This window comes from Clostridium sp. CM027 (assembly GCF_024730565.1).
Classification (GTDB): domain Bacteria; phylum Bacillota; class Clostridia; order Clostridiales; family Clostridiaceae; genus Clostridium_AD; species Clostridium_AD estertheticum_B.
The window spans coordinates 1270666-1293522 of record NZ_CP077725.1 but is presented as its reverse complement, the minus strand read 5'-3'; the positions used below and the strand labels follow the sequence as shown (position 1 = coordinate 1293522).

The window sequence follows — 22857 nt, the reverse complement described above, 5'->3', positions numbered from 1 at the left end:
TATATGTATTTGTTTGGGAATACATATTTCGAGTTAATAACTATTAAGAGAACTTTTCAAGTGGTATTCATTTTTTTTCTGATCTCAGAAATATTTATTTGGTGTTTTACTTCTTGGATCAGTAGAAAACATTCAGGAGAGAAACAAAATGGAGACAAAGGGTCTTACTTCTTACTTGTAGCTGGTTTTGTATCCATAATATTTTTAAATCTTGTTTGTAGAAAGCAAATCCACTTTATACTTCCAATGTTGTTTTTCTGGATAGGTATTTTTTTTATTATCATTGGAGTTTTGTTCCGATCTTATTCTGTATGGACTCTACGTAATTTTTTTACACTATCTGTACAGGTGAATTCAACGCAAAAAATAATTCAAACTGGTCCATATAAATACCTAAGACATCCATCCTATAGTGGAAGTATATTATCCTTAATTGGCATTACATTATCTTTTAGAAGCTTTGAGGGGGTTATAGGAACTTTAATTATTATTGTTGTAATCTATGGATATCGAATTACAATTGAAGAAACAATATTAGAAAAAACCTTTAAAGAGACCTATAAGGATTACAAAGATAATACTTATAGAATTATTCCATTTATTTGGTGACTAATAAACGTTTTCTTGAATGGGTTTTCGGCGCATAGGGTTAAGTACCTAAGGTATTGCGTTACGTAGAAGCGATACCTTAGGTGAAAAATGGAAAGTATAAACGAAAGGTGAGCCTTCGTAATCTTCGTTAAAGAAGATAAGCTTACTGCGTTGTGACAAGCTTAACATGGATAGGAAAGATTAAATCGCAGTGCAATAATTGATGTTGAGGTACCCGACCACCTACATTCAAACTAATAAAAAAGCCACAGTAAAAAATGTACTGTGGCTTTTTTGATTCAATATAACATCTTGGTTTTTTCACACCAATATACTTAACTTCCCCTATTTATACAATTCTTTAACTGCTTCTCTTGTTTCAATTAAGATTTCTTCAACTTCTTTTATATTATTTCTAACCATGCCTATAAATAACATATCTATTATTGCTAGCTGTGATATTCTCGAGCTAATTGCACCTTCCCTTAAAGATTTTTCTACTGCTGGCACACGTAATACTACATCTGAGATATCAGCTATCTTATTATTTACACTAGCCTTTGTTATTGCTATTACTGGAACCTTTCTCTTTTTTGCATTTTCTACACATTTAATAACTTCTCTTGTTTCCCCTGAGTAGGATATTGCTATTGCTACATCACCTGGCTCCATTAGTATAGATGAGGTTATTTGCAAATGTGTATCTGTATGTGATATACATCTCTTATTTATCCTGCTTAACTTATAATAAAGATCTTGACCTACTAAAGCTGATACTCCTACACTGAATACATATATATTTTTAGCATTTATAAGTAATTCTATTGCATTATCTAGTTCGTCTTCCTTTAAAAATCTAACTGTCTGTTCCATGATAGAATCTACTGAATTTTTTATTACATGAATTATATTCTTTGTTCCTAAATCTTTATCCAAGTATTGAAACCCTATATCTTGATCCATTTTATCTAAATTTATGGATAACTTAAGCTTCATTTCATTTAAGCTATTAAAACCTATTTTTTTAGCAAACCTAACCACTGTTGGAGCTGATGTTTTAGTAGTATAGGCTATATCCTTAGCTGACATTGATATAATACTTTTCTTAGTTTCTAATAAATAATTTGCTATTAATTTTTCACTATCTGTAAAACTATCGTAATTTTGCCTTATATATTGTAATACATTCATAATATCACACCCTATTTACATTTGATGTTAGCTCTATTTATTTACTATATTAAAGTAAAATTTTTTACCACCATTTATATATTTTAATAGATAAATATGATTTTGTAAAACAGAAGCTACAACATTTGTCCTATAATCACTCTTTTGACTTGTTTTTAATATTTGTAATTCTCCCATATACCTCATGTAATTTTCGTTATCTATAATAATATCTCCATAATTTTTATCCACTGTATTTAAGGCCTTTATTTTATTTCCATTAAGAACTAATCTACTTTCACTAGCTCTTATAGCATCTCTAGCCTCATCTTCTCTTTGGGTGTAAGTTTCAGTAAGTAATCCTAGGGTTACAGTATCATATTCTTTTAATTCTATAAAAAGCTCTACTGCATCTGGATTTAATCCAGATAGATCTTCTAGTTCTTTTTTGCTTGGAAGTGAATCACCTATAAATACAGATTTATTTCCTAATGCAAACAAATGATTCGCAGCCTCTCTTACTTCTATACCTCTATGATCTTCTAAACTTGGTAGGCCATCATATAATGGGCCTCTTTTTCTATTATTTGATTGTACAAAAGCAGAAGATTCTATTCCTCTTTTACTTAAAATAGAATTTTTTTCTTTCATACATTCTTCTGAAATACCTGTACCCACTCTTGGATAAAAATTATGTAATGCATCAACATTTTTATAATTAGGGGAATATCTATCTAGGTTTTCAAAAAACTTTTTAGTTATTGTTGATGCATTTAGTTGTATTTTAATTCCATAAGTGTTTTTGCTCATTTTAGATACTTCTTCTTCTGTATATCCAAAATCTATTCTTATAGTCTTAACCCCTATATCAAATAGTCCCTTCAAATCCATATCATTTAAGTCTAAAAACTTAAATGTGTTAGGAGAAATATCGCTTATTATATCCATATTATATTTTTTAGCCAATTTGAAAAATTCTTGTGCCTCAGTCTTTAAGATACTATAATTTGCCTCTGGTATATGAAATGAGGTAAATATTCTAGTAAATCCAAGTTTATGGGCCTCATTTAATAACTTTATATTTTCTTCCTTTGTATTGTCTAGTCCAAAATAAATAGAAAAACCATAACTCATAAAAATCCCTCCTCAAATCATAGATTGTTATTCTACTGGATCTTCAAAACCTAACATGTTAGTAAAGAAATATCCACCTATATATGATACCAATACACCTAATAAGAATACTGGCATTTTTCCATTTGCAATTAATAATGCGAGTGGTAATCCTGATACACCTAATGCAACTGCTCCTACCTTAAATATTGCCATAACTGCTCCACCTAGTGCTGCTCCAAAACAAGCTCCAACAAATGGCTTTCCAAGTGGTAATGTTACTCCATATATTAATGGCTCTCCTATTCCTAAAAATCCTGGTATTAATCCATTTTTAGCTACTTTCCTTAATCTTTCATTTTTTGTTTTTCTAAGTACTGCTATAGTAGCTCCTACCTGCGCCATTCCAGCTGTAGCTAATATAGGAAGTAATACTGTAAATCCAACATTAGCTATTAAATCTGCATGTATTGGAGTTAATGCTTGGTGCATTCCTGTCATAACGAGTGGTAAGAATAACCCTCCTGATACTGATCCTGATATAACTGATATTATCATATTATCGGATGCAATAGTTTGAGCTACAACTATTCCTATACTATCTGAAACAAATCCCCCAATTGGTTGAAGTATAAATATTGCTACTAAAACCGAAAGTGTAAGTGTAACGAGTGGTGTAACGAATAAATCCAACACATCTGGTACAAACTTCCTGCAAACCTTTTCAATGTAACAAGCTAAACTTACTACTAATATTACTGAAATAATCCCCCCACGTCCTGGAGTTAATGCTGTTCCAAAAAGAGTTATCTTTGCAAGTGCTGCTGATGATAGAATACCACCTAATACTCCACCCATCATTGGCATTTGTGAACCGAATTCTTTAGCTGCATTTACACCAACTAAAATTGATAATATAGAGAATACGCCATTACCTATAAGCCCTATTATTTGAGCTGCTGTTGTGGTTTTATATACATCACCCAAATATACTCCTGCTATATTATTAACTGCAAGTACAAGCCCAGAAGCTACGAATAGTGGTATTAAGGGAATAAATATATTCCCTAGTTTTTTAAGTATGTTTTTAAACTTAGTGTTATTCTTTTCTTTTAATTTATTTTTAGTTTCTGCTACTGCATCTTCACCTATAACTGGATTTCCCCCAAGTATTTTTGTTACTTCTTCAGTTACCTTATTTACCTTTCCTGGGCCATAAATAACTTGTAACTGTCCCTCTGACTCAACCACTCCAAGGGCTCCTTCAGATTTTTTTATTTTATCTATTTTAGCTTTTGAAAGATCGTTAAGTTCTAATCTGCATCGCGTCATACAGTTTGTAACAGATTTTATATTACTTTTCCCTCCAACTAGCTCCACTAAGTTTTTAGCAATATCTTTATTTACCATAATATTTCCTCCCTATTTTAGATATTATTTAGTGCTTTTGCTATATATCCTTTATTTTCATCTAATATGATTTTTGCTTCCTCTTTATTAAGCTTTGATAATATCATGAATATTGAAAGCTTAACATCAAAATCTGTTTTATTTAATACTTCGGATGCTTCTTCAATAGCTACTCCCGTTGCTTCACAAATTATTAACTTAGCTCTCTCAACTAGTTTTTCATTTGTTGATTTTACATCTACCATAAGGTTGCCATATACTTTACCTAGCTTTATCATAACCCCTGTTGATAACATATTTAGTACTAGTTTCTGAGCTGTTCCTGATTTTAATCTTGTTGATCCTGTCACAACTTCTGCTCCAACTACTGGTTCTATTGATATTTTCGATGTTTTTGAAACTTGTGAATTAGCATTACAAGTAACTGAAATGGTTAATGCTCCTATTTCATTTGCATACTCTAGTCCTCCTATAACATATGGAGTTCTACCTGATGCTGCAAGTCCTACTATTGTATCATTCGCTGTTATATTTTTATTTTTCAAATCTTTTACTGCGAGTTCCTTAGAATCCTCAGCGCCTTCCTTTGCACTAAACATAGCTTGTTTACCACCTGCTATAATCCCTTGTACTAGTTCTTCAGAAATTCCATATGTAGGTGGACATTCTGATGCATCTAAAATTCCAAGTCTTCCGGAAGTTCCTGCACCTATATAAATTAATCTCCCACCTTTATACATTCTTAAAGTTATACAATCTATGGCTTCTACTATTTTAGGAAGTTCCTTTTCCACGGCTTCTGCTACCTTTTTATCTTCATTATTTATTATTTTCACCATTTCTAAGGTTGAAATTTTATCTATGTCCATGGTATTTTCATTTCTACTTTCTGTTGTTAGTTTTTTTAAGTTTAATATATCCATATTTCCTCCTTTATTGCTGATCATTTTTCTTTTGTGTACGGTTTCATCTTATGAGATTATATTAGCATAACTGAAATTACATTTCAAGTATTTTTTAAAAAAAAGTTATTTCATTTCATTCATGTTTTGTGAATATATTCCTTATCCTTCTTGCTTTCATTAATAATAACGTAATCAGTGATAAACCTAAGTATTTTCAAAAAATATAATGCATAAAACTTGAAAATTATGCTACAATTAGTATAAGAATGTATAAAATATTCATATGATAGCATAGATTGGAAATATGAGCTTAATTGTATATAATGAATATAACAGAGAAATAAAGCTCAATTTTATCTAACATAGCATAATTCATAAAAAATAATTGAAATTTACGGAGGATATAACATATGAGAATAGCTGACGCTATAATAAAGACACTTTCACTTAATGAAGTGAATTACGTATTTGGAATACCATCTGCAACATTTGCGGGTATACTTGATGCTTTAAATGACAGTGATATAGAATTTATAATAACAAAGAATGAAGCAGGGGCTACTTACTGCGCTACAAAATATTCTGATTTATCAAATAAATTAGGGGTATGTATGTTGGCAGGTGGTGTAGGTGTAAACAATGCCATCAATGGAATTGCAGACGCGCAAAGAAATAAACTTCCTATGCTTGTTATAAATGGGGATATAAAAAGGTCTTTCATGGGCAAAGGTGCTTTGCAAGAATTTGATAATATAAAATTGCTTAGTAGCTTAACAAAATACTCGAAAAATATTCTAAATGAAGATGAAGTTATTGAAGAGATTGAAAAAGCGATTACAATAGCCATGACACCACCATGTGGTCCCGTTGCATTATCAATTCCTTTTGATATTCAAAATAATGAATTTAAAGGAATTCTTCCTACTAATAAAATAGTCATTGAAGCAATGCAGTTTGATGAAAAAAGTTTAAAAGAAGCTATTAATGAGATTAATAATACTCAAAAGGGATTAATCTTAGTTGGTAGAGGTTCAAGAGGTATTAGTAAAGAAATAAAAGCATTAAGCGAAAAACTTAAATGGCCTGTAATGTCTACACCCAATGGTAAAGGGATTGTGCACACAGACTTCCCTTATTATATTGGAAATTATGGATTTTGTTCAGCAGATGGAGCTGTGGAGTATGTAGAGAAAGAACAATTTGGTTGTCTATTAATCCTTGGTTCATCTTTAGGACAAGCTGCAACAAGGGATTACAATGATATTCTCGTTAAAGATAGAAAAGTTATAAGAATAGACTGGGATGTAGCGGAGTTTAATAAAGTTTTTAAAGAAGATATTTCTGTTTGTTGCGACCTAAAACAAGCAGTAACTTTGATTAGTAACAATGTATCAGTAAAGGAAAATCCATTCATTAAACCTTTGATGAATAAGCCTTATGTAAAGAACCATACAGGGATGTCTTTAAGACTATTTACTGAAAAAATATCAGACTTACTGCCTGCGGATACTTGTTTCGTAAGTGATATGGGGGATTTTTTTAATTGTTTATTTAAGTATATGCCAATAAAAGAGACAATGGATTTTCAAACAAGTATAAATTACGCATGTATGGGAACCGGTGTAGGGGGAGTTGTAGGTTCATACTTAGCTAATCCTGATAGAACATATGCCGTAATGGTAGGCGATGGTGGATTTTACATGAATGGAATGGAAATACTAACAGCTAAAGAATATAATATACCTATTATCTACTTTGTTGTAAATAATTCAATGTTAGGACTTGTTAATAATGGATTAAATGTACTATATGGTAGAAGTTGCAAAGGCAAAGTTAAATTTGCTAAAAAAAGTATAGCTTCTATTGCAGAAGCCATGGGAGTAGAAGCTATACAGATAACCTCGAATGAGGAAGTTGATAACATAAAGGACTTGCTACACAATAGAACACAACCATTACTTATTGAATTAGTTACTGATGGTTCAGAAATTGTTATAGATACTGATAGATTACAAAAAGTTAAATCATCTCCTGCGGAGAGCTGTGCAGATTCGAAGAGGATGAATTTGAATTAAATGAAGAAGTAATAAATTAAGAGCATCCGTTTGGATGCTCTTTTATCAATCTCAGTCTCAAGCTATTTAGGGAAATATCCCGGGGGACATTAACAAATTGGGAATACAATTTGTCTTGCTAAAACTTAATCTGCGGAGTAGCTTTTTCTTTCTCATCCACATTGAAGAAAGGTTCTTCTTTGAAACTAAACATGCTTGCAATCAGACTTGATGGAAACATTTGTACAGAGTTATTGTAATCCATAGCAACATCGTTGTAAAATTGCCTTGCATAGCTAATTTTATCCTCTGCTTTTGACAATTCTCCCTGAAGCTCAAGAAAATTTGTATTTGCCTTAAGTTCTGGATATGCTTCTGCTACAGCAAACAATTTTCCAAGAACCTGTGTTAACTCACCATTAGCCTTCATCATATCGCCAGGTGTATTTGAGGAAAGATAGTTAGTTCTGGCTGAGGTTACTTCTTCAAAGGTACTACGTTCATGATTAGCATAGCCTTTTACAATTTCAACTAGGTTAGGGATAAGATCAAATCTTCTTTTTAGTTGTACGTCTATTTGGCTCCATGAATTCCTCACCTTATTACGTTTGATTATGAGGTTATTATAAAGAAAAATCAGTATCAGTACTAGTGCAGATATTATAATTACTGGAATTAACATAAAAATCGCTCCTTTATTCTTTTTTAATTATGACGCATTAAAATGCGCCACCGCCGCCACAACCGCCACCGCCACCGGAACTACCGCCACTAAAGCCACCACCACCACCAGAAGATGATGAATTCTCAGAACTTGCAACGCTTTGTGCTGTGGAAATTGCACCCTCCACGGTATGGATAGTATCATCAAACATTGCACCAAAGCCACTGAAGTAACCATAGCTTGCCCCATACATATAGGTGAGATTATTATTATTATTTAGATCCTCATCGCTGAAAACAATAGGAAGCTGTTTTATAACTTCCTTTGCGACGCCAAGAGAAATGGCGTATACAAGATAGTGTTCCCATAATATAATAGACGGAATTTCAGCTTTATCTAATCTGCTGAAGTCTTTTAAAAAGTTTTTGAAGGACTGCCACATTGCATGCTGCTCATTTCCATATGCTGTTCTTCTTTTTATTAATGTTGAGAAAATCACCATTATAACCCCTTGAATTATGGCAACTACAGCAATTGGAGTAAACAGTAGTAATGTAACAGCTATTCCAATTAATAAATAAGAAAATCCTGTTAATGTTCCAAGTAAGATTCCCTTTTTACAGGTTTGATCAAAAAAATCATTTTTAGCAGCTTCCTCACATGCGAGTGTATTCCATTTATCATAATCAGCCTTAAATTCTAGTGCTTCACTCTTTTCTTTAACATAATCCTTTATTTCATCAAGGGCAACATAATTTCCGTTTCCTATTTTACCTATAAACCAGCTTATCAAAAACTCTTCGTGCGTCTTTAAAGTTATTGATGGTGCTTTTTCATTTAAGGTAATTACATATTTATCTATCTCCTTACTATTAAAGAAACCCTTTTTAGTAATCTTATTTTGAGAAATTATAAGTTTCTTCTTTCTTGCAAGATCCATAAGGGTAGCCATTACATCTCTAGTATTTACTTTGCCAAAGGACATTAAAACACTCATTTCTGCGGGGGTATAATCACCCGGAAGCTCCCTGTAATACTTGCCATAAAAGTTTGGTTTAATTTCTTTATCATATTTTATATATATATAATAAATTATTGGAAACCATAACAGTATGAGAACTATTGCTAGAGGGTTGCCTACAGATTTACGCTGCGATTGCATTTCAACCTGCTGCTGCACCTCCTTCCTTGATTCCTCTCTTGTTTTATTTGCTTCATCCGCAAGGGTAGCTTCATTTGCCATTATTCTAGGTAGTGCAGTTTCATCTACTACATTACTCGATCCAGGAACAAGATTTATAGGGAATAAAACCAGGGTTTCTATAAAAGTACCCGGTGACACTGTAGGCACAGTAAATTCTACAGTACGGTTATCTAATATGGAAGATTCGCCTATAAGGGGCCCATGAGTAAATATTTTCAACTCCTCTTTTGTAGCTCCAGGTGGAAGTGTTATTTTTATTTTTATGTTATCCAATCTAGTTTTCCACCTAGAGTCAATTATCTTTCTGTTAAACTCTGCAGTGTCCTTATATTTTGTAACAGCATCAATTAACTTGTATTTTATAACAAAGGTTTTTTCTTGATTTTTTGAAACCTCAAAAAGCTTAAGCCTCGCCAAGGTTCCTTCCTCTATAAAGTTATAGGTGCCTGGTTTACCTGTGGCATCAAGAGAATTACCGGGATTTAGCTGAAGTTCTTTCAAATTATCATTTTCCAGTACATAAACTTTTTTGTCTTTTATGCCTTTTGTAAAAGAAAAATCAACATCTCTAGTAACTCCATTAAACTTACCGTCGAAATTATAAGTAAGCCGCTCTTCAAAGTTAGCTGAACCGTCCTTATTTACTATTACATTAATAGCATACCTAGATAAATTATATGTTTTAGTTCCCGAAGCATATACTTGTTGTCCAAATGTAGAGAGAGTAAAAAGAACAATTGCCAAAAACATTTTAGTAAAAATTATTGTGAAACCCTTTTTCATAAATTCACCTTCCTATAATCTTATTATATACAATTTATTCAAGGAATTCACTATATTTCATATTTTAACGTCATTTTAAAAGGAAAGTTTAATTATGAATGTAGCTAAAGATTTAAAATCAGTAAATAGAGAATTATGTTTTGAAAAATTTGAATTATTTAATACGTCATGCAAAGTCATTTATGAAAGTGACGATAAGGCTAGTGGATTTTCAGCTATTGAAATAGCTGAAAAATTAAACATACAAAGAACTAATGCCTGCAGTGATTTAAATGCTTTAATTAGAGAAGGAAGAATAGAGAAAATTAAAGGGAAGCCAGTTTTATATACAGTGAATAATTATGAGAAACCGGCTAAACGTGATGAATAATGGTACATTATTAGATTTACCAGACAATGTTGGTATTGAAAGAAATGTTATAGTTGATGGTAATGGTGCATACCCTATAAGTGTAGGACATCTACCAGTAAATAGACAAATACAAAATAAAGAATATTCAGGAATTCTGCTACAGCAAAATTTCTGATATAACGGGTGCTATCACTTCACCATTTTCAAGAGGAACAATGATTGAACTCTGCACACCAATTTAAGGTAATTATGGTATAATTAAATAGGAATTTTCTGTCGTAATACTTGAAAATGATGATTACATAAAGCTTGTAAAACAGTTTGATAGACAAATATAAAGTAATTATAGCTGTAGGAGATGAAGGAATGAATAGTAATTTCAATTTATCTGAATATATGAATAATGGCATTGAAAATGTTGTAAGGGGGATATTAAAGGCATCCTTTAAAAATACAAAAGAAACAGCATTTGTATTAAAATATGTATTATCAAGTAGGGAAGCAAAAAAGAAGAGAGGGAGATTTGAAAGAAAAGGAGAAAATGTTCCTGCATTTTTGATTTCTAGCATAACCAGTAGATGTAACCTGTTTTGTAAAGGTTGCTATGCAAGGGAATTTAACTCCTGTGGAGAAGGAGTACAAAAACAACAGTTGTCTACCGAAAGATGGGAAAGTATTTTTATGGAAGCTAGGGAGATTGGAATTTCTTTTATACTGCTTGCAGGTGGAGAACCTTTAATGAGAAAAGATGTTATAGAAAAAGCAGCAAAGGTGAAAGAGATTATGTTTCCTATATTCACCAATGGTGTAATGCTCCAGGAAGAGTATATAAAGCTATTCCATGAAAATAGAAATCTTGTACCTATACTTAGCATTGAAGGAGATATGGAGCAGACAGATGGTAGGCGAGGGGAAGGAACTTATGAAGTTTTAATGAATGTAATGGACAAACTTAAGGAAAAAGGTATTTTGTTTGGGGCTTCTGCTACGGTGACAACTGAAAATTTCATGACTGTCTCCAGTAAAGCTTTTTTTGACAAGCTATACAATAAAGGCTGTAGGGCATTAGTTTTTGTAGAATACGTGCCCGTGACAAAAGAAACATGGAAGCTTGCACCTACTGAGAATGAGCGCAAAAAATTGGAATGTGAGCAGCACAAACTTAGAAAGCACTATGAAGATGCTATTTTTCTATCCTTTCCTGGTGATGAGAAATATTCAGGGGGATGTCTTGCAGCTGGAAGAGGCTTCTTCCACATTAATGTAGATGGTTCAGCAGAACCCTGTCCTTTCTCACCTTATTCTGATACAAACTTAAAGGAATGTACTTTAAGAGAGGCTCTGAAGTCGCCACTATTTACAAAACTTAATGAAACAGGAATGCTGATTGGAGAACATGCGGGTGGTTGCCTTCTTTTTGAGAAAGAAAAGGAAGTGAAAGAATTAATTAATAGCGGTTAATAAATTTAAAACATATATACGCAAATTTAATAATGAAAAGGAGTGAATTTTTTATGAATATTAATGCAAATGTAAGGTCACTGGTTAATGCTTTCTCAAAAATAGAAGAAGTGGAGGGCATCTTATTAGCTGGATCACACGCAACAAAAACTAATGATAAAGATTCGGATTATGATATATACATTTATACATCTAAGGAAATACCAATATTAAAGAGAAAGGTAATTACTGATAAATATTGTAGTTACATGGAACTAAATAATACCTTTTGGGAAACCGAAGATGATGGATTTCTAAAAGAAGGTAATATCCCAGTAGAAATTATATATAGAGACTTAGATTGGATTGATGGTTTATTAAATAGAAACTTAGTAAAATGTGAAGCAGATGCAGGATATACAACTTGCTTTTGGGCTAACTTCATAAATTCGATTATACTGTATGATAAAAATGGTGATTTAAATAAGCTGAAACAGAAATATGAGATAGGATATCCTTATGAATTAAAGCAAAACATAATAAAAAAGAACTATCCACTACTAAAGCTTCAAATGCCTTCATATTATTATCAAATTGAGAAGGCTTTAAAAAGAAATGATTTTATTAGTGTAAATCATAGAGTAGCAGCATTGTTTGCAAGTTATTTTGATATTATATTTGCAATAAATGAAATGCCGCATCCAGGTGAGAAAAAAATTCTTAAGATCATAAAAGATAATAATTTAAGAGTGCCTACAGATATGGGAATAAACGTTAATAATATTTTAAAGTATTCAGCAGTAAATGATATAACAATATTATTAGAAATAGATTTATTGATTGATAAATTAGATATATTGCTAAAGAATGAGGGGATACCATATGGTAGATAGTTCTTATTAACAACCCCCTCGACGAATCAAGATTGAAAGTGAAATATCATTATTTTGAAACTTCCATAGAGTTGGATTTTAGCTAGCATTTTATAAACTATATTAGTTGAAATAAAATCTGAATTTTGAAAAATAAGAAATATGAATGCAGAGGTGAATGATTTGTCATGTAAATCTAAATATGCTTTGATTATTGTAAGTTTAGTTTTAGTAGGGATTTTTTTTATGTATGGTAGTGTAAATTCTAAGAATAAAAATCCTAAAACTATACTTCCTGAAACTACTGGGGTAGAGACTTTTAGTGGCGTTGTAAAAAATATTGAAACTATTGAAAACATTGTTTTTATAGTTGTCGGTAAAGATAGTAAAGAAACAGTTTATTATACAAGCACAGGTAGGGCTGTTGCAAAGGAAGTTTTAAAGCTCAAGGTTGGTGATAATGTGGATTTAAAATATGCACGTGGAGCTCCCAAAAAATACAAAGAAGTAATTGCAATGCCACTATTAAATATTAAAGTTATAGAATAAATTAATTTTTATTTACTATACACTATAAGACATATGTATGTTTTTTAGACAGTTTTACAAATTTGATTATATACAATCCTTTCGTTTGAATTTATATTGTATCTATAGCAAGTGCATGCAAGTGATTGAAAGTGCATGTACTTGGTTAACTTGGTAAATACAAAATTGACCTAGGCTTATGGCTTATGGCATAATTTTTCAAATGGAGGGGTTTAAAATGAGATTTAATTTTGATCAAACTATTGATGTAGAAAAAATAAATGCTTATATGGTTGGTGCTGGACTTGCATCACTTTCTGCTGCGGTATTTTTAATTAGAGATGGACATGTTCCAGGAAAAAACATTCATATATATGAAGAATTAAACATCACAGGTGGGAGCATGGACGGAAGTGGTGATGCTGAGAATGGTTATGTAATTCGTGGTGGAAGAATGTTTGATAGGGAAGCTTATGCTTGTACTTTTGGAGTAATGGAAAGCATTCCTTCATTAACTGATCCTAAAGTTTCAATACTTGATGAATTTAATGCTTTTAATAAAAAAATTCATACCCATGCAAAAGCTAGATTAATAGATAATGATGCTAAAATAACTGATGTATCAGCTTTGGGACTTGTTCGCGCTGATAGAATGGCATTAATGGATATAATGATTAATTCTGAAGATTCTTTGGGAACAAAAACTATTAGAGAATGTTTCCCAGAACCATTTTTTAAATCAAACTTCTGGCTTCAATGGACTACACTCTTTGCATTTGAAACTTGGCACAGTGCTAAAGAATTAAAGAGATATCTTCATAGATTTATTCAAGAATTACCACGTCTAAGTGATTTATCTGGAATACGTCGTACACCATATAATCAATATGATTCAATGTTATTACCTATGACAAAATGGTTAGAGGCGCAAGGTGTTAATTTTGAATTAGATTGCAGGGTAACTGATTTTGAATTTAAACCATCAGATACTGAAACTACGGTTACAGCATTCAAATGTGAAAAAAATGGGAAAGAAACTAGAATAGAAGTTGGAGAGGGAGACCTTGCATTTGCTACTATCGGCTCTTTAACAGCGGGTACTAGCCTTGGATCAATGACTACACCAGCAAAGATTAACGACAAAAGTGTAGGTGGAGCATGGGATCTTTGGGAGAAAATTGCTAAGGGACGTCCTGAGTTTGGTAAACCTCAAGTCTTTGATGAACGTGTTGAAGAATCAATGTGGCAGTCTTTCACAGTTACTCTTAAAGACCCAACAATGTATAAAAGAATAATAGAATTCTCAGGAAATCAACCAGGAACTGGTGCTCATATGACATTTAGAGATTCTGCATGGCTCATGACAATAGTTGTACACAATCAACCACATTTTCTTAATCAACCTGATAACATACAAACTTTCTGGGGTTATTCTTTGTTCCCATATGCAAAAGGTGATTTCATAAAGAAGAGGATGGTGGATTGTACTGGTGAGGAAATATTAACTGAGGTATTATATCACCTAAACTTTAAAGAGGATATGGAGAAGATTCTTAAAACGTCTATTTGTATACCTTGTATACTACCTTTTACAACAGCACAATTTTTAACTAGAGAAAAGGGCGATAGACCACAAGTTATTCCAGAAGGTTCAACTAATTTAGCATTACTTGGACAGTTTTGTGAAATAGAAGATGATGTAGTATTTACTATGGATTATTCTGTAAGAGGCGCACAAACTGCTGTTTATAAATTCCTAAATCTAAATAAAAGAGTTACACCTATTTATAAAGGACAGCATGATGTTCGTGTACTAATTAATTCTGCCCTTGAAATGATGAAGGATGATAACTTAAGTAAAGAAATAAATGCACTTAAATCTATGATATTGAAATAAGCTAATCACAGTTCAGCTTCGAAGAAGATGAATAGCACCGAAGGTGATAAATAGCACCGAAGGTGATAATTAATGGGACGGTTGTCCATTTTTCTATAAAAAGAAGATTGGACAACCGTCCTCATTAATGTCTAGATAAAGCACCAAGCATGCTGCCTTCAACCACATTTCGCATCTTTTCTACCATGATTTGAGGTGAGTCTTTCATGCCGGTTTTAATCCACTGAACGATTATACCTACAAAAGCATGGGTATAAAAATCAGCAATAAACTTTTTGTCCATATCAGGAACATTCATGCCTAAGGATACATCATTAACAATCCCCATAATAAGTTCGCAACTAAAGTCAAAGAAATATCCATTAAAAGCATTTTGACCAGGTGTGTTAAGCGCATTAATATAAAAGGAATTATTATTCATTAGGTAGCACAAGGTTCTATACATGCCATCAGTCCAATTTTCATAACGATTGCAGTTAGCGATGCATTCTGTAACTTCAGTGTAATAAATCCAATTCACAAGATCGAATTTATCTTTAAAATGATAATAAAATGTTTGTCTATTAAGTCTACAATTGTCTGCAATGTTTTGAATTGAAATCTTTGACAAAGGAACTGTTTTCATTAATTGTTTTAAGGATAAAGCAAGGGCCTTTTCTGTTATTATTGATTCAGACATAATAATCACCTACAAAAACTAGTTTTAATAGTAATTATACACCATAAATATGGATTTTTTGTAGATAGTTCTATAATAGAAAATTAAATTTCACGTGTTTTTTAGACAAACACTCAAAAGTGTGTAAATACAATTAACGTTACTAGGTTTATAATAATAGATAAGATATTTATTATTAACGGGACAAAATGGAGGGAAATTTTATGAGTAAAAAATCAAGCAAAAATGGTATGAACGTATTACTTACGTTAGGTGCAATAGCTGGTGCGGCTGCTGTAGCAACTATTAGTGCAAAGAAGTTTAAAAATAATTCTAAAACAACGATAGATTTATCAGAAAATAGAAATAATGAAGATAGACAAGTTTATTTTATTGGTGGAGGGTTAGCTTCCTTAGCTGGTGCTGCTTATCTTGTACGAGATTGTAACTTTAAAGGAGAAAATATTCATATTATTGAAGGAATGAAAATCTTAGGAGGCAGTAACGATGGTGCAGGAGATGCCATAAATGGTTATGTATGCCGTGGCGGTAGAATGTTAAATGAAGAAACCTATGAGAATTTTTGGGAATTGTTTTCAGGTATACCATCCCTAGATATGCCGGGTAAAAGCGTTAAAGAAGAAATTCTTAATTTTGATCATTTACACCCAACACATGCACAGGCACGGTTAATTGATAAAGATGGAGTAATTCTAGATGTGACTAGTATGGGCTTTAATAATTCCGATCGTATGGCTCTTGGAAAACTTATGATTACTTCAGGAGAAAAATTAGATAATAAGACTATTGAGGAATGGTTTAGTCATACGCCACATTTCTTTGAAACTAATTTTTGGTATATGTGGCAAACAACCTTTGCTTTCCAAAAATGGTCCAGTCTTTTTGAGTTTAAGCGTTACATGGAACGTATGATTTTTGAATTTTCTCGTATTGAAACTTTAGAGGGGGTTACACGTACTCAGTACAATCAATATGAGTCTGTTATTCTTCCATTAAAAGCTTACTTAGATAACTTTGGAGTTGATTTTAGTATAAATGCAACTGTAACTGATTTAGATTTCAAATCAGGAGATGAAATTACAGTAACGGCTATGCATATAGAAGAAAAAGAAGGTGAAAGGGTTATTCAGTTAAACCCTAGAGACGTTTGCATTATGACAAATGGATGCATGACTGACTGCGCAACTCTTGGTGATATGTACACACCTGCAGAATATAATCCAAGCAAACCAATATCTGGTGAACTTTGGGCGAAAATAGCTAAAAAGAAAAGAGGTCTTGGAAATCCAGAACCCTTCTTTGGACATGCAAATGAAACTAATTGGGAAAGCTTTACCGTGACTTGTAAGGGTAATAAATTGTTAAACCTAATTGAAAAATTCTCCACTAATATTCCAGGTAGTGGCGCATTAATGACATTTAAGGATTCTAATTGGTTAATGAGCATAGTTGTTGCAGCTCAACCACACTTTAAAAATCAGCCCATTGATACAACTATGTTCTGGGGCTATAGCATATATACTGATAAAGTTGGTGATTTTGTAAAGAAATCAATGCGTGATTGTACAGGTGAGGAAATGCTAATAGAACTTCTACACCACATGCATATGGAAGACAAGCAAGAGGAAATTATGGACACTATAATTAATGTTATTCCATGTATGATGCCGTATGTAGATGCTCAGTTCCAGCCTCGGAAGATGACTGATCGTCCAAGTGTTGTACCAGAATGCTCAACAAATTTCGCTATGATTAGCCAGTTCGTTGAAATTCCAGAAGATATGGTATTTACAGAAGAATATTCTGTACGCGCAGCAAGAATTGCGATATACACGTTATTTGATGTAAAAGATAAAACTATTTGTCCAGTAACTCCTTATAGAAAGAATACGAGGATATTAAAAGAAGCATTAAAAACTTCATTTAGATAAAAAATTCGGAAATATAAGTAGGTTGCTTTTGCAAATCTATTTATATTTTTTTGAGCGGGTAAAATTAAGTTCTATCTGTTACATTCTTTATTGAGTCCTTTCAAAATGAATTTTAAGTGTACTTTATTTTATTTCTATGATATAATATCTTTATACAATACAAACAATAATAATTATTAAGAAATATTTATTGGTGTTTATTAAAAAAATTGTCGTTATAACCAATAAAAGTTGAGAATTATTTGTTGAAATAGGAATACTATAATGTTAATGATAACATTTTAATATGGATAAATTTATATAATATGGAGGGATAGCAAATGTCAATTTATGATTTTAAAGCAATTACAATCGATGGTGAAGAAATATCTTTGGAACAATATAGGGGAAAGGTATTGGTTATAGTTAATACAGCAAGTAAGTGTGGATTTACACCACAGTATGAGGGTTTGGAGAAGATTTATGAACAGTACAAGGATAAGGACTTTGAAATACTAGGCTATCCAAGCAATCAATTTGCTGGGCAGGAACCAGGTGAAAGCAATGAAATAAAGAATTTCTGCACAATTAATTATGGAGTGAGTTTTCAATTGTTCGAGAAGGGTGATGTAAGAGGGGAAAATGCCCTTCCGCTTTTTAAATATTTGACAGAGGAAGCAACTTTCAGAGGTTTTGATCTGAATAAGCCTAATGAAAAAAAACTTAATGATATACTCTACAAAAGATTTCCTGAATTCCTAGAAGGGGATTCAGTGAAATGGAATTTTACAAAATTCCTTATTGGTAGAGATGGCAATGTAGTCGGAAGATATGAACCAACAATTGAGCCGTCAGCTATGTCAACAGATATTGAAAAATTATTAGCGGAGAATGATATATCTGAAATTGACAAATCAGAAGTTGACGTAGACAATAAAAAAATTTATACTGGCAAAGATGATGAAGAAGTTTTAAATTGTGAAGGAAAACCTTGCAACTTTGTATATAATGATAAAAATGATTAGTTAGTTAATGACATTTCAGAATGGAATTTAAAAGGATTAGTAATGAGAATTTTACATAAAATTCCTCATTGCTAATCCTTTGATTTACTTAGATAAATCCTTTTTACTTCCATAATAAGAAACATTTATTTTTGTTCCTATATCTACAAGGGTACCGGCCTCGGCATTTTGCATGAATATTTTTTTATTGTTATTTTTGGAATGATTGCCCTTACGGGCTTTGTCATCCATATTTATAGGTGTTTTCTCCCCAAGCTCTAATTGAATGTTATCTAGAATTTCTTTAGCATCATCAAGGGTTTTGCCATTTAATTGTGGGACAGTAACCTGTTCAATTTTTTTTCCTTGGCTTATAACTAAATCTACTTTGCCATCTTTTTCATAGGATGTATTTACCTCAGGTGATTGACTAATAACTAAACCCTGAGCAATACTATCACTATATTCATTTGAAATATTGCCAAGCATAAAGCCATTATTAACTACAGTCTGATTTGCAATATCTTGGGTCCTTCCAATAAGTGAGGGCACAAATTTATTTTCAACAACGGATAGTTGTTCATCTGCCTGTTGTTTTTTATCAACATGCTGTATCTCATCTGACTGTAATTTTTCATCTGCTTTTGGAACTGTAGTTTCGACAATGGGAGCTGGTGTATTAATAGAAGTCCCGTTGGATATAAATTTACCTAAAATGGAAGCAATCACAACTAAAATAATTGAGGCAATAATAATTACTGCCTTTTTATTATTAACGGTCTTCTCATTCCCCGTTATTACTTCGTTATCTTTTTTATTTGCTGCTTTTTCAGCGATGGATGCTCCACTCATAACCGTTGTGAAATTGTCTTTTATATCAGAAAATATTGTTGCACCCATAATATTTGTAGCATCATCTAGGTCATTATTTACCTTAACTTCATAATTAGAATCTTCTTTAATTGCATTTATTATATCTGCCATGTCCTTAGCCGTTTGGTATCTTTTAAAAGGCTCTTTTTGCATTGCCTTCAAAATTACCTGGTTTATATTTTCAGGAATATCTGTAATGATTTCTTTGGGCGCAGTAACGGGTTCATGAATATGCATTATAGCTATGGAAATAGAGCTTTCTGAATTATAAGGTACTTGTCCAGTAATCATTTCATACATTACAATACCTAAGGAATATATGTCTGTTCTACAATCTATAAAATTTCCTTTTGCTTGTTCTGGAGAAAAATAGTGTACGGTACCCATAACTTTACTAGAATTGGTTATGGTTCTTGAATCAGCAACTTTAGCTATTCCAAAATCCATAACCTTAACTATATTATCTTCTGTTATCATGATATTATCCGGTTTTATATCTCTATGAATTACATTGTTAATATGTGCACATTGAAGTGCTTTGGCTATTTGGAGTGAGATATCTAAAGCCTTTTGCGAAGTAAGTCTAACATTTTCATTTATTAATTGCTTTAATGTTATTCCATTAATATATTCCATAACTATAAAATTAATATGGTTTTCTGCACCAACATCATGAATATTCACGATATTTGGATGTGACAATCTTGCGATTGAAGTAGCTTCCCTTTTAAATCTTAAAACAAACTCTTCATCATTACTTAACTCTGCTTTTAATATCTTTACAGCGACAAATCTATTTAACAAGTGGCACTTTGCTTTATAGACAGTTCCCATACCGCCTTCGCCAATTTTCTCTAATAACTCATATCTATTTAAAAGTAATTTTCCTATCATATTTAGCCTCCCATGAAAAACGGCAATGTATTTATTATAACATAGTAGCACTTATGAGACGTTTATCTTTAATTAAACTACTAAGTTTTTAATTGCTTGTTTTGGAAAACCAATGTCCGCATCTGATTTTCAATATAATTTTATCAATAAAAAATGAAAACAGAAGGCTATTTTACTTTTTAAAAGTAAAATAGCCTTCTGTTTTTTATTTTTAAGAGGAAATTTCAATTTCTCCGTTTATTGTATAATCTTTACCGTTAACGCATAAAGTTATTTGTTGCTTATTTTCGCTGGTAATAATAACTTTATGTGTTTTGATATTTATTTTAAGTAATGATTCTCTAAACAAAACATTAAAAGAGAATGAACTCCAATTTTTTGGTATAAAAGGATTTAAAAGAAGCTTTCCATCTTTTACTCTCATCCCAGCAAAGCCTTCAACTACGGACATCCAAGTTCCAGCCATACTAGTAATATGACATCCATCTTTTGTATCGTTATTGTAATTGTCTAAATCTAGTCTTGCAGTTCTAAGATACATTTCATAAGCTTTTTCATGTTTTCCTAATTTTGCGGCAAGGATAGTATGCACACAAGGAGATAAAGATGACTCATGTACTGTTCTTGACTCATAAAATTCAAAATTTCTTCTTATGGTATCTAAATCATATCTATCTTGTAGAAAATATATTCCTTGCAATACATCTGCTTGTTTTATAAAGCAAGATCTAAGAATTCTATCCCAAGACCATTTTTGATTTAATGGTAAATTTTTGCGATCCAAGTCTTTTACAAGAATCTGCTGCTTATCCATATATCCATCTTGTTGCATGAATATCCCTAGCTCTTCATCTACTGGATAATACATATTTTTAATGATATCTTGCCATTTACTAACTTCTGCTTCTTTTAAACCTAATTTATTTACTAACTCTGAATATCTCCCAGGTTCATTATTTTTTAAATGATTAATTACACAAGTAGTATATTCTAGTGTCCAAGCAGCAATTCTATTAGTATACCAGTTATTATTTGAATTATTTTCATATTCATTAGGGCCAGTAACTCCAAGTATTACATATTTTCCTTTGTTTGAAGCAAAACTAACTCTTTCTTCCCAGAATCTTGAGATCTCTACTAATACTTCTAATCCATATTGACCTAAATAACATTTATCTCCAGTATAATTAACATAATTATATATACCATATGCTATAGCACCATTTCTATGAATTTCTTCAAAAGTTATTTCCCATTCATTGTGACACTCTTCTCCATTCATAGTAACCATTGGATATAGAGCACCTTTTGTAAAACCTAATTTTCTTGCATTTTCTTTAGCTTTTTCTAATTGCTTATACCTATAAAGCAAAAGATTTCTAGATATACTTGGATCAGCAGTACTTAAATAAAATGGTATGCAATATGCTTCTGTATCCCAATAAGTACTTCCACCATATTTTTCTCCTGTAAAACCCTTTGGGCCTATGTTTAATCTATCATCTTCTCCAGAATATGTCTGATTCAATTGAAAAATATTAAATCTAATAGCTTGCTGCGCCGAAACATCTCCTTCAATAACAATATCGCTTTGTTTCCATTTTTCACCCCAAGCTATTGCTTGATCTTTAAGTAATAATTCAAAACCGCTTCCATAAGCTTTATCTAAAAATTTTCTATTAACAGCCAATAATTCTTCTACAGCGTAATCTCTTGAAGTTACATTGCAAACATACTTATACACTACGATTTCTTCATTTTGTTTTACATTTAAACTAACTATATTACCTACAAATTTTTCTGATTCTATAAATTCTGCATTAAAATCTACCTTTTTATCTGCTCGAAAAATATCTAGTTTCATTGAAGAACACACATAAAAATCAAGTTTTTTTGTTTTTACTATTAAAGATGATTGTTCTTTATTGCACTGCTTTGAGATTTCATCCCAAAATTTTTCATCATAATTAGAATCCGCATTTTTTATATCACCATCTAAGTAAGCGGATATACACAATGTACCTTCAAAATTAACTGGTGTAATTGAATATCTAATTGCTCCTATTTCTTTTGCAGCAATACTTACAAATCTCTTTGCATCTACATTTACTTCTTTTCCGCTAGTAAGCTTTGCGGTAAAGCATCTATGTAGATATCCTTCTTTCATATTTAAAATTCTCACAAAATTTTTCACTTCACATTTTGCAAGGTCTAGTGTTTCTCCATCAACACTAACATCTATTCCAATCCAATTGGTAGAATTTAATACCTTTGCAAAATATTCTGGGTATCCATTTTTCCACCAGCCAACTCTTGTTTTATCCGGATAGTAAACTCCTGCCATATAACTTCCCTGAAGAGACTTTCCGCTGTACGTTTCTTCGAAGTTAGCTCTTTGTCCCATATACCCATTTCCTATACTAAAAATTCCTTCAGATACTTCATGATTATCTTGGTTAAAACCTTCCTCTATAATATTCCATTCATCTAATTTTAAATATTGTTTCATATTGA

The 22857-nt window shown here is 31.8% G+C and carries 18 protein-coding genes and 1 pseudogene; 10 read left to right on the top strand and 9 right to left on the bottom strand.

The features are described 5' to 3' along the window. Nucleotides 1-3: 3 nt before the first annotated feature. Complete coding sequence (locus KTC92_RS06150; protein WP_220287080.1) at nt 4-609, top strand: isoprenylcysteine carboxylmethyltransferase family protein; 606 nt, start codon at nt 4-6, stop codon at nt 607-609. 327 nt (nt 610-936) lie between these two features. On the opposite strand, the gene KTC92_RS06145 is transcribed toward KTC92_RS06150, so the two are convergent. Genes KTC92_RS06145 through murQ form a run of 4 tightly spaced genes read right to left on the bottom strand, consistent with a single transcriptional unit; the run spans nt 937 to nt 5207 of the window. Beyond that, complete coding sequence (locus KTC92_RS06145) at nt 937-1782, bottom strand: MurR/RpiR family transcriptional regulator (RefSeq protein WP_216302943.1); 846 nt, start codon at nt 1780-1782, stop codon at nt 937-939. Nucleotides 1783-1815: 33 nt separating this feature from the next. Continuing rightward, nucleotides 1816-2895: a DUF871 domain-containing protein gene (locus KTC92_RS06140; protein ID WP_216302944.1), complete on the bottom strand. Its 1080-nt coding sequence runs from the start codon at nt 2893-2895 to the stop codon at nt 1816-1818. A 27-nt stretch (nt 2896-2922) separates the two neighbouring features. Continuing rightward, nucleotides 2923-4284 (bottom strand): PTS transporter subunit EIIC, encoded by a 1362-nt coding sequence (locus KTC92_RS06135; protein WP_216302945.1) that lies wholly within the window; start codon nt 4282-4284, stop codon nt 2923-2925. 17 nt (nt 4285-4301) lie between these two features. Continuing rightward, nucleotides 4302-5207 (bottom strand): N-acetylmuramic acid 6-phosphate etherase, encoded by a 906-nt coding sequence (murQ, locus tag KTC92_RS06130; RefSeq protein WP_220287081.1) that lies wholly within the window; start codon nt 5205-5207, stop codon nt 4302-4304. Between the two features lie 392 nt (nt 5208-5599). On the opposite strand from murQ, the gene KTC92_RS06125 reads away from it, so the two are divergent. Next, a complete protein-coding gene (locus tag KTC92_RS06125) occupies nt 5600-7264 on the top strand; it encodes a thiamine pyrophosphate-binding protein (protein ID WP_220287082.1) in 1665 nt (554 codons plus the stop codon). Nucleotides 7265-7382: 118 nt separating this feature from the next. Here the strand turns inward: KTC92_RS06125 and KTC92_RS06120 are convergent, their stop codons facing one another. Together KTC92_RS06120 and KTC92_RS06115 are read right to left on the bottom strand one after the other, a co-directional pair. Next, nucleotides 7383-7841, bottom strand: a complete 459-nt coding sequence (locus KTC92_RS06120) for a LemA family protein (RefSeq protein ID WP_258280710.1) — start codon at nt 7839-7841, stop codon at nt 7383-7385. Nucleotides 7842-7962: 121 nt separating this feature from the next. Beyond that, entirely contained in the window at nt 7963-9894 is a 1932-nt protein-coding gene (locus tag KTC92_RS06115; RefSeq protein ID WP_220287083.1) for a DUF2207 domain-containing protein, read from the bottom strand. A gap of 94 nt (nt 9895-9988) precedes the next feature. Between KTC92_RS06115 and KTC92_RS06110 the strand changes: the two genes are divergently transcribed. From KTC92_RS06110 to KTC92_RS06085, 6 genes are all read left to right on the top strand, one after another. Beyond that, on the top strand, nt 9989-10264 hold the full coding sequence (locus KTC92_RS06110) for a hypothetical protein (RefSeq protein WP_220287084.1): 276 nt from the start codon (nt 9989-9991) through the stop codon (nt 10262-10264). Beyond that, nucleotides 10257-10421, top strand: coding sequence for a hypothetical protein (locus KTC92_RS06105; protein WP_220287085.1), 165 nt, complete (start codon nt 10257-10259; stop codon nt 10419-10421). Before KTC92_RS06110 ends, KTC92_RS06105 begins: the two co-directional genes overlap by 8 nt. Nucleotides 10422-10612: 191 nt before the next feature. Then, nucleotides 10613-11707, top strand: a complete 1095-nt coding sequence (locus tag KTC92_RS06100) for a radical SAM protein (protein ID WP_220287112.1) — start codon at nt 10613-10615, stop codon at nt 11705-11707. A 53-nt stretch (nt 11708-11760) separates the two neighbouring features. After that, the gene (locus KTC92_RS06095) at nt 11761-12579 is read left to right on the top strand and encodes a DUF4037 domain-containing protein (protein WP_220287087.1); all 819 of its coding nucleotides are present in this window, start codon (nt 11761-11763) and stop codon (nt 12577-12579) included. A 162-nt stretch (nt 12580-12741) separates the two neighbouring features. After that, entirely contained in the window at nt 12742-13107 is a 366-nt protein-coding gene (locus KTC92_RS06090; RefSeq protein ID WP_220287089.1) for a hypothetical protein, read from the top strand. 217 nt (nt 13108-13324) lie between these two features. Then, nucleotides 13325-14983 (top strand): oleate hydratase, encoded by a 1659-nt coding sequence (locus tag KTC92_RS06085; protein ID WP_220287091.1) that lies wholly within the window; start codon nt 13325-13327, stop codon nt 14981-14983. A 124-nt stretch (nt 14984-15107) separates the two neighbouring features. On the opposite strand, the gene dhaS is transcribed toward KTC92_RS06085, so the two are convergent. Then, the gene (gene dhaS / locus KTC92_RS06080) at nt 15108-15662 is read right to left on the bottom strand and encodes a dihydroxyacetone kinase transcriptional activator DhaS (RefSeq protein WP_216302954.1); all 555 of its coding nucleotides are present in this window, start codon (nt 15660-15662) and stop codon (nt 15108-15110) included. Between the two features lie 203 nt (nt 15663-15865). Between dhaS and KTC92_RS06075 the strand changes: the two genes are divergently transcribed. After that, nucleotides 15866-17593, top strand: a complete 1728-nt coding sequence (locus KTC92_RS06075; protein WP_216302955.1) for an oleate hydratase — start codon at nt 15866-15868, stop codon at nt 17591-17593. A gap of 320 nt (nt 17594-17913) precedes the next feature. After that, nucleotides 17914-18456 (top strand): annotated as a pseudogene (locus KTC92_RS06070) (glutathione peroxidase); the annotation flags it as partial. Nucleotides 18457-18681: 225 nt separating this feature from the next. On the opposite strand, the gene pknB reads toward KTC92_RS06070, so the two are convergent. Then, on the bottom strand, nt 18682-20343 hold the full coding sequence (gene pknB / locus KTC92_RS06065; RefSeq protein ID WP_220287095.1) for a Stk1 family PASTA domain-containing Ser/Thr kinase: 1662 nt from the start codon (nt 20341-20343) through the stop codon (nt 18682-18684). A 211-nt stretch (nt 20344-20554) separates the two neighbouring features. Then, complete coding sequence (locus KTC92_RS06060; RefSeq protein WP_220287097.1) at nt 20555-22852, bottom strand: glycoside hydrolase family 65 protein; 2298 nt, start codon at nt 22850-22852, stop codon at nt 20555-20557. Between the last annotated feature and the right edge of the window lie 5 nt (nt 22853-22857).

Coding starts and splice junctions, on each gene's coding strand:
- KTC92_RS06095 (WP_220287087.1), top strand. CDS start 11,761: ATGAATATTAATGCAAATGTAAGGTCACTGGTTAATGCTTTCTCAAAA.
- KTC92_RS06135 (WP_216302945.1), bottom strand. CDS start 4,284: ATGGTAAATAAAGATATTGCTAAAAACTTAGTGGAGCTAGTTGGAGGG.
- KTC92_RS06085 (WP_220287091.1), top strand. CDS start 13,325: ATGAGATTTAATTTTGATCAAACTATTGATGTAGAAAAAATAAATGCT.
- KTC92_RS06140 (WP_216302944.1), bottom strand. CDS start 2,895: ATGAGTTATGGTTTTTCTATTTATTTTGGACTAGACAATACAAAGGAA.
- KTC92_RS06060 (WP_220287097.1), bottom strand. CDS start 22,852: ATGAAACAATATTTAAAATTAGATGAATGGAATATTATAGAGGAAGGT.
- murQ (WP_220287081.1), bottom strand. CDS start 5,207: ATGGATATATTAAACTTAAAAAAACTAACAACAGAAAGTAGAAATGAA.
- KTC92_RS06145 (WP_216302943.1), bottom strand. CDS start 1,782: ATGAATGTATTACAATATATAAGGCAAAATTACGATAGTTTTACAGAT.
- KTC92_RS06105 (WP_220287085.1), top strand. CDS start 10,257: ATGAATAATGGTACATTATTAGATTTACCAGACAATGTTGGTATTGAA.
- KTC92_RS06075 (WP_216302955.1), top strand. CDS start 15,866: ATGAGTAAAAAATCAAGCAAAAATGGTATGAACGTATTACTTACGTTA.
- pknB (WP_220287095.1), bottom strand. CDS start 20,343: ATGATAGGAAAATTACTTTTAAATAGATATGAGTTATTAGAGAAAATT.
- KTC92_RS06115 (WP_220287083.1), bottom strand. CDS start 9,894: ATGAAAAAGGGTTTCACAATAATTTTTACTAAAATGTTTTTGGCAATT.
- KTC92_RS06100 (WP_220287112.1), top strand. CDS start 10,613: ATGAATAGTAATTTCAATTTATCTGAATATATGAATAATGGCATTGAA.
- KTC92_RS06125 (WP_220287082.1), top strand. CDS start 5,600: ATGAGAATAGCTGACGCTATAATAAAGACACTTTCACTTAATGAAGTG.
- KTC92_RS06150 (WP_220287080.1), top strand. CDS start 4: ATGTATTTGTTTGGGAATACATATTTCGAGTTAATAACTATTAAGAGA.
- KTC92_RS06110 (WP_220287084.1), top strand. CDS start 9,989: ATGAATGTAGCTAAAGATTTAAAATCAGTAAATAGAGAATTATGTTTT.
- dhaS (WP_216302954.1), bottom strand. CDS start 15,662: ATGTCTGAATCAATAATAACAGAAAAGGCCCTTGCTTTATCCTTAAAA.